Below are 6,708 nucleotides of genomic sequence, written 5' to 3' on the forward strand. Positions count from 1 at the left end.
GCGTTAGGTAACTCAGCCATGAAAGGATTCTCCATAATGGACTCAACAGCGACAGGTACAACAGTCGGGTAAAGACGGCGCGGCTACCCGTGGAATACAGTCAGGTTGCCCACATTAGGTTCAGAAGTTAGCCGATTCGTTCTCTCCGGCTATACCTTAGCAGCCCACAACAAATTCATAACTATTAGCAGTCTTAGTAGAACTGGTTATAACCCCTGAGTATACGTCATCTCTCTAACTAGCTCATCAGGGTGCGCCCCAACAGGTGGCCGTGGCTAAATACCGATCGCATCAGCCCCAGGCGCACCGGGTTGGGGGCGCGGCCAAACAGCCCGATCATGGCCTGCACCACCTCGGGCAAGGTCATACTATCGGCCAAAAAGCCCGCCCAGTCGTCGATGGGCAGGCTAAAGAAAGCGGCAAAAAACTGGTGCAGCTGGGGCGCGTCAAAGGCCATCAGGTTTTCGAGGCCAAAGAGATAGAGATAGTGCTTGCGGACGCGTTCGGCTGGCCATAGCGCTTCCCAAGCCTGGCGGGCGGCCTGGGTCGAGGTGGTCTGGGGTGAGCTGAGCGCGGCGGCGATCGCCTTGGCCAGCCCCGGACCACGCCGCAGCAGTGCCCCCACCATATAGCCCGAGGCCGGATGCACCATACTGGCCGCGCCACCAAAGCCCACCACCCGCTGGGTAAAATCGGGCAGCGGCTGATTCATCGGAAACAGGCATTGCTCAACGTGGTGAATGTCTGTAATCTCAATACCCCGATGGCGCAGGCGCTGATACAGTCGCTGCTTTAGAGTCTCCATTGGGAGCGCCGGGTGGTGAGCCAGGGAAGTCTCTTCGACAAAATATACGTCGTCGCCCAGATCCATAGCATAGAGAAAGGTAGGCGGCTCCTGGCGATCGCGTGGGGGCAGGTAGTCGTCGCGAAAGTCCATGAACACCATCTGCTGAGGATCGGTGGGGGGCTTGGAAAATCGTCCTACAATACCGTAAGCCGCCTGAAAGGCTACCTCCGACGCCTCCGGACGCTGCACCAGCGCCGCCCGATGCCCGCTGGCATCGACCACTAAACGGGCCGAAAGAGTGTCTCCAGCCTCGGTGGTAATTTGAGTATGGGTGGGAAAGTGTTCGACCTGACAGGCTTTACCCTGATGCCAGCTCACCTGGTGCTGGTTGCTCTGGGTTAGCCAGTGGGTTTGCAGACGGTCTCTGTCTAGCAGGCCATACTCGCGGTGCAGCGGCAGCTTACCGCTGTTGACATGCACCACGCAATCTTTCCAGCGGTGCTCTAAAAACTGCACCAGACCCAGATCTTCGAGTTCGTCAACCCAAATGCCGTAGGTGTTGGGCCAGGGCTGCGCCGGGTCGTTCAGGGCCAACCCCTGTACCGCCAGCCCCGCTTCTGCCAGAGCTGCCACCAGCGATAACCCCGCTGGCCCTGCGCCAATGACCAACACATCCTGCATGAACTGTTCGCCACCTCAATGGTTGCCGTGAAACCTTATCTTACAAAGATTGTGACCCTTGTAGGTGATGAGATGAGGAAGGTGAGGAAGGGAGAGTGCAAAATTCAAAGTTCAGAATTTTGAATTCATCCATCTTCCCATCCCCCCATCTCCTCACCAACCAGCCGAGTATGATTCAGTGCTGATACCCAACTCGAATCACACAACCCTGATTCCATAAAGGCCAACCTGTAGGGTAAAAGGCAGTTGTCCTACCGAATTGGGGGCGATTTAATACTGCAACAAGACGGTGATGGGCACATCGGGCAGCTTGGCCCGCCCGTCTAACCCGACTAGCTCAACGACAAAGCCAAACCCGGCTACGGTGCAGCCAGTTTTCTCAATCAGTTGGGCGGTGGCGGCGGCGGTGCCACCGGTAGCGATCAGGTCGTCAATAATTAGCACTCGGCTACCCGATGGAAACGCGTCTTGGTGCAGTTCTAAGGTGTCGTTGCCGTACTCCAGGGCGTAGCTAGCTTGGTAGACGGCGGCGGGCAGCTTGCCGGGTTTACGCACTGGGGCAAACCCTACCCCGAGCTTGTAGGCCAGCGGCATTCCAAACATAAAGCCCCGCGATTCAATTCCGACGATGTAGTCGGGGCGGTACTCGGCTACCTTTTCAGCAAACACATCGATGCTGTACTGCATGGCGGTGGGGTTGCCCAGCAGCGGCGTAATGTCGCGGAACAAAATGCCGGGCTGAGGGAAGTCGGGAATGTCGCGGATGTGGGCTTTGAGATCCATTGGGGTGCGGGGTTATGGGCGTTGTTATGGTATCACCGGCGTGTCGCTGAGAAATTATCAAACCAGCCGCGTTTCCAGAAGAAGTAGATTTGCAGCACGGCGATCGCCCCCATTACCCCCAGGCAGATCACATAGCCCCAGTACCAGCCCAGCTCAGGCATATTAAATGGTGAGGCTTCGGTATTAAAGTTCATGCCGTAGACCCCGGCGATGAAGGTAAGTGGGATGAAAATTGAGGAGATCACCGTCAGCAGCTTCATCACTTCGTTCATGCGGTTGTTGATGGAAGACAGGTAAACATCCATCAGGCTGGAGGCAATTTCGCGATAGTTTTCGATGATATCGACCACCTGCACAATATGGTCGTACACGTCTTGCAGGTAGACCCGCACCTCCTGGCTCACCAGTTCGTCGCTGTCGCGGATGAGGCTGTTGATCACGCTGCGCTGGGGCCAGATGTAGCGGCGCAGCTTCATTAGCCCCCGGCGCATGCGGTGAATTTTTTCGATCGTGGCGCTGGTCGGATTTGCCACTACTTCTTCTTCCAGTTCTTCCAGAGTTTCGCCAATCACCTCTAGCACCGGGAAAAAGCTGTCAACAATGGTATCAAGCAGGGCATAGGCCAGGTAGGCGGCATTTTGGCGGCGAATGGTGCCGGTACCCCGACGAATGCGATCGCGCACCGGACCAAAGGAATCCCACTCGGGTTCTTCCTGAAAGGTGATTAAAAATTCCTTACCCAGCACAAAGCTGACCTGCTCGCTGCCCACTCCAGTGCCCGTATGCTTGGAGCGCACCATCTGCATAATGATTAAAATCTTGTCGTCGTAGAAGTCGATTTTGGGTCGGTGGGGAACGTTGACAATGTCTTCGAGCAGCAGCGGATGCAGGTCAAAGGTCTGGCCCATTTCGAGGATCGTTTTCTCGGTGCCCAGCCCGCGAGCATCGAGCCAGGTCACGCTGTCACTCACCCCCAGGGCATTACACTCCTGGGGGTGGTCGATGGTGGCGGTGCGCACGGCATCGGGGCCGTAGTCAATTAAAAATAGCTCTGTGGGCAGGGCATCGGGGGGAATCCGCAATGTGCCGGGAAGCGCGCCGGGGGGTGAATAGCTGTATTCAAACATAGCGTCGTGATCACCATGGTTGCCAGGGTCAGGGGAAGAGATGTTGCAGTGGGGACCAGAAAGGCCAACTAGCTCTGAACCGCCTGATTGTCCAGGTCTATGGGGCGAATGGGCCGTCGCCTGAACCTCAGATTCAGATTCAGATTCAGATTTAGATTCTAAATAGTGTTTTCGTTGCGACATCGCCTTACTCCCCAAATAGCTTGCCGTTGAGACTTTCGCTACATAAAGCATAAGGGGTACAGCCTTGGCTGCCCCCTTAGAGGTAAAGCATTCATTCAATGACAGGCTAGTGGCCCATCAACCCTAAATTTGTAGGTTGGTGGCGCGATAGCAGAACCCGACAAAGCTTACTGTTGTTGGGTTTCGCTCCGCTGCACCCGACCTACAAGAATCCTCATTTTTAGTTTTGACACTGCACTAGAGCGTATCTCCATTGATTGGACTAGTAGACAGCGGCATAAGTGTGACGACTATTGCCAATCGCGAGGGAGCAGGGGAGCTAGGGAGCCAAGCGGGTCGGAATGGTGGGCATATTTCAGCCGTCGAGTACTAGGGATCGACCGCCAGCAGCTGATCCAGGGTTTTCCGGGTGCCAGATTCGTAGAGCTGGTGCAGATAATTCGTCACCGCTTCGACAAACCGTGAGGATTGCGGCAGGTCACCGAAAATCTCCGTCAGGTTGAGCAGCGGCATGGGGTCTTTGCCTCCGGATTGTGCTCGTTCCGTCAAGGTACTGGCCATCGGGTCATCGACGGGCATCTCCTGGCCCTGGTCATCCTTGCCGTTGAGGTAGCGGAACCAGGCGGCAATGGTGAGGCTGAGGTAATCGATCGCGCCATCCCGTTCGAGCTGATCGCGCACCGACTCCAGCGCCCACTTAGGCAGCTTGGCAGAACTGTTGAGGCAGAGCCGGGCCAGCTGATCGCGAATTTTGGGATTTGAGAACCGTTCCACCAAGGTTTGCTTGTACTCGCTGACGTCGATGCCGGGAACGGGGTGCAGGGTAGGGGTGACTTCATCCATCAGTCGCGCGATCGCCTGGCGAATCTGGTCGTCGGCCATTGCCTCGTGGGCGTAGGTGTAGCCTTTGAGGGAACCGAGATAGCCGAGCAGCAGGTGGCTGGTATTGAGCAGCCGGATCTTCATCATCTCGTAGGGATGGACATCGTCGGTCATCTGCACCCCTACCGATTCCAGGTCGGGGCGATCGTTGCAAAAGCGATCTTCGACTACCCACTGAGTGAAGGGTTCTGCCACCACGGGCCAGGCGTCGTCAAGCTCGAACTGATCGGCGACCATCTCCAAATCGCCGGGGGTGGTCGCCGGGGTAATCCGGTCCACCATGCAGTTGGGGAAGGCGACGTTCTCCTCGATCCAGTTGCCCAGGTCAGAGTTTTGCAGCTTGGCGAAGCTGGTCAACATGCGGCCCACCATATCGCCGTTACCCTGGATATTGTCGCAGGAGAGCACGGTAAAGGGCGCGATGCCCTGCTGCCGCCGCCGATCCAGCGCTGCGGTGAGAAAGCCGTAGACGCCGTAGGGCTGGTCCGGATTCTGCAAATCGTGCTGAATTGTCGGGTGGTTGATGTCGAACTCGCCCGTACCCTCGACCACGTAGTAGCCGCCTTCGGTGATGGTCAACGTGACGATGCGGCACTGGGGGTCAGCCAGGGTGGCGATCGCGACCTCGCGATCGTCCGGCGCGAACAGGTACTGGGTGATGGAGCCGATTACGCGGGCATCATCCCCAGCAGGCGATCGCTCCACTAGGGTATAGAGACAGTCCTGGGAATGGAGGGCATCGCGCATTTTCTGGTCGAACTCCAGCAGGCCGACGCCGCAGATGGCCCAGTCGCTGCCGGGGTGCTGCTCCAGGTAGTTGTCCATATATAGGGCCTGGTGCGCTCGGTGAAAGCCGCCCACGCCAATGTGGACGATGCCGGGAGTGACGGCGCTGCGATCGTACCGGGGCACCCGCACCGAGTCGGGCAACTGAGAAAGGTTGCGCTCATTCAGCTTGACGAGGGATTGGGTGGGGTTGGTTTTGCTGTTCATAGGTCTGCTCTAGCGGTGCTTCGGTTTGCTTTAGCGATACTTCAGGGTGGTGCTGCACAGTGATGAGGTGATGGCGCTCGGCCTTGGGAATCGCCAGCCCTGAGGGGTCGAACAGGTGGCACAGGTTGCCATCGATGGTGATGGGGACGCGATCGCGTACGTTGGCCCGACTGTCGCCATCGGCCTGCACGATAAAGGTGTCACCCCCGGCAATCTTGACGTAGAGGTAGGTCTCGCCACCCAGCCGCTCGACCACCAGCACTTCGCCCATCAGGGTGGGGTTGTTGGCATCGATGCGGAGGTGTTCGGGGCGGACGCCGAGGGTAGCGCGATCGCCTGCCGATAGGCTCCGGGGCTGCACAGGGACTGTGATAGTGGCATCGCCGGGCAGCCGCACGGTGGTGCCACTATCCTGAACGCCGACGGTCTGCACCGACATGAAGTTCATCTTTGGGGAACCGATAAACCCGGCCACAAACAGGTTACGGGGATGGTGGTACAGCTCCAGCGGCGAGCCCACCTGCTCGACCACGCCGCCCTGAAGCACCACAATTTTGTCGGCCAGGGTCATGGCCTCGACCTGGTCGTGGGTGACATAGATCATGGTGGACTGCAGGCTTTCGTGGAGGCCCGACAGCTCAAGGCGCATCTGCACCCGTAGGGCGGCGTCCAAGTTAGAGAGCGGTTCATCGAACAGGAACACCTTCGGATTGCGGACTAAGGCTCGACCGATCGCGACCCGCTGCCGTTGCCCCCCCGAGAGCTTGCCCGGCTTGCGATCGAGCAAGGGCTCCAGCTGTAAAATCCGCGCTACATCCCGCGCTCGCTCCATGCGGCGCTCTTTGGAAACCCCTGCCAGGCGCAGGCTGAAGGCCATATTTTCGGCCACGGTCATGTGCGGGTACAGGGCGTAGGTTTGGAACACCATCGCCAGTCCTCGCTTGTCGGGCGGTACATCGTTCATGCGATCGCCATCCACCAGCAGGTCGCCGGAGGTAATGTCTTCCAGCCCCGCGATCATCCGCAGCAGCGTCGATTTACCGCAGCCAGAGGGGCCGACAAAGACGACAAACTCCTGGTCGTTGATGTCTAAATCGACGCCTTTGATCACCTCGTGATCGACGTAGGTTTTATGGATGTCTCTTAACGTGACGGTTGCCATGGGTTGCTCACCTTAAATTGATGGGAGAAAAAAAGTTTTAAGCTGATTTCGGAATAAGCTCAGATTTTGAGATATTCGCTTCGCCATCCCCTCCAGGGAGGGGCAAGGGG

5 protein-coding genes are annotated in these 6,708 nt (G+C 57.7%); all 5 read right to left on the reverse strand.

Annotated features, from left to right (window positions below):
• Positions 1-238: 238 nt before the first annotated feature.
• Positions 239-1,468 (reverse strand): lycopene beta cyclase, encoded by a 1,230-nt coding sequence (crtL, locus tag IQ273_RS28655; RefSeq protein WP_194026521.1) that lies wholly within the window; start codon positions 1,466-1,468, stop codon positions 239-241.
• A gap of 270 nt (positions 1,469-1,738) precedes the next feature.
• The gene (locus tag IQ273_RS28660) at positions 1,739-2,251 is read right to left on the reverse strand and encodes an adenine phosphoribosyltransferase (RefSeq protein WP_194026522.1); all 513 of its coding nucleotides are present in this window, start codon (positions 2,249-2,251) and stop codon (positions 1,739-1,741) included.
• Between the two features lie 32 nt (positions 2,252-2,283).
• The gene (corA, locus tag IQ273_RS28665) at positions 2,284-3,561 is read right to left on the reverse strand and encodes a magnesium/cobalt transporter CorA (protein ID WP_194026523.1); all 1,278 of its coding nucleotides are present in this window, start codon (positions 3,559-3,561) and stop codon (positions 2,284-2,286) included.
• A 369-nt stretch (positions 3,562-3,930) separates the two neighbouring features.
• Positions 3,931-5,436 carry a mannitol dehydrogenase family protein gene (locus tag IQ273_RS28670; protein ID WP_194026524.1) on the reverse strand — a complete coding sequence of 502 codons (1,506 nt, stop codon included), beginning with the start codon at positions 5,434-5,436 and terminating at the stop codon, positions 3,931-3,933.
• Positions 5,390-6,598, reverse strand: coding sequence for an ABC transporter ATP-binding protein (locus IQ273_RS28675; RefSeq protein WP_194026525.1), 1,209 nt, complete (start codon positions 6,596-6,598; stop codon positions 5,390-5,392). Before IQ273_RS28675 ends, IQ273_RS28670 begins: the two co-directional genes overlap by 47 nt.
• Between the last annotated feature and the right edge of the window lie 110 nt (positions 6,599-6,708).

The organism is Nodosilinea sp. LEGE 07298, assembly GCF_015207265.1.
Lineage (GTDB): Bacteria > Cyanobacteriota > Cyanobacteriia > Phormidesmidales > Phormidesmidaceae > Nodosilinea.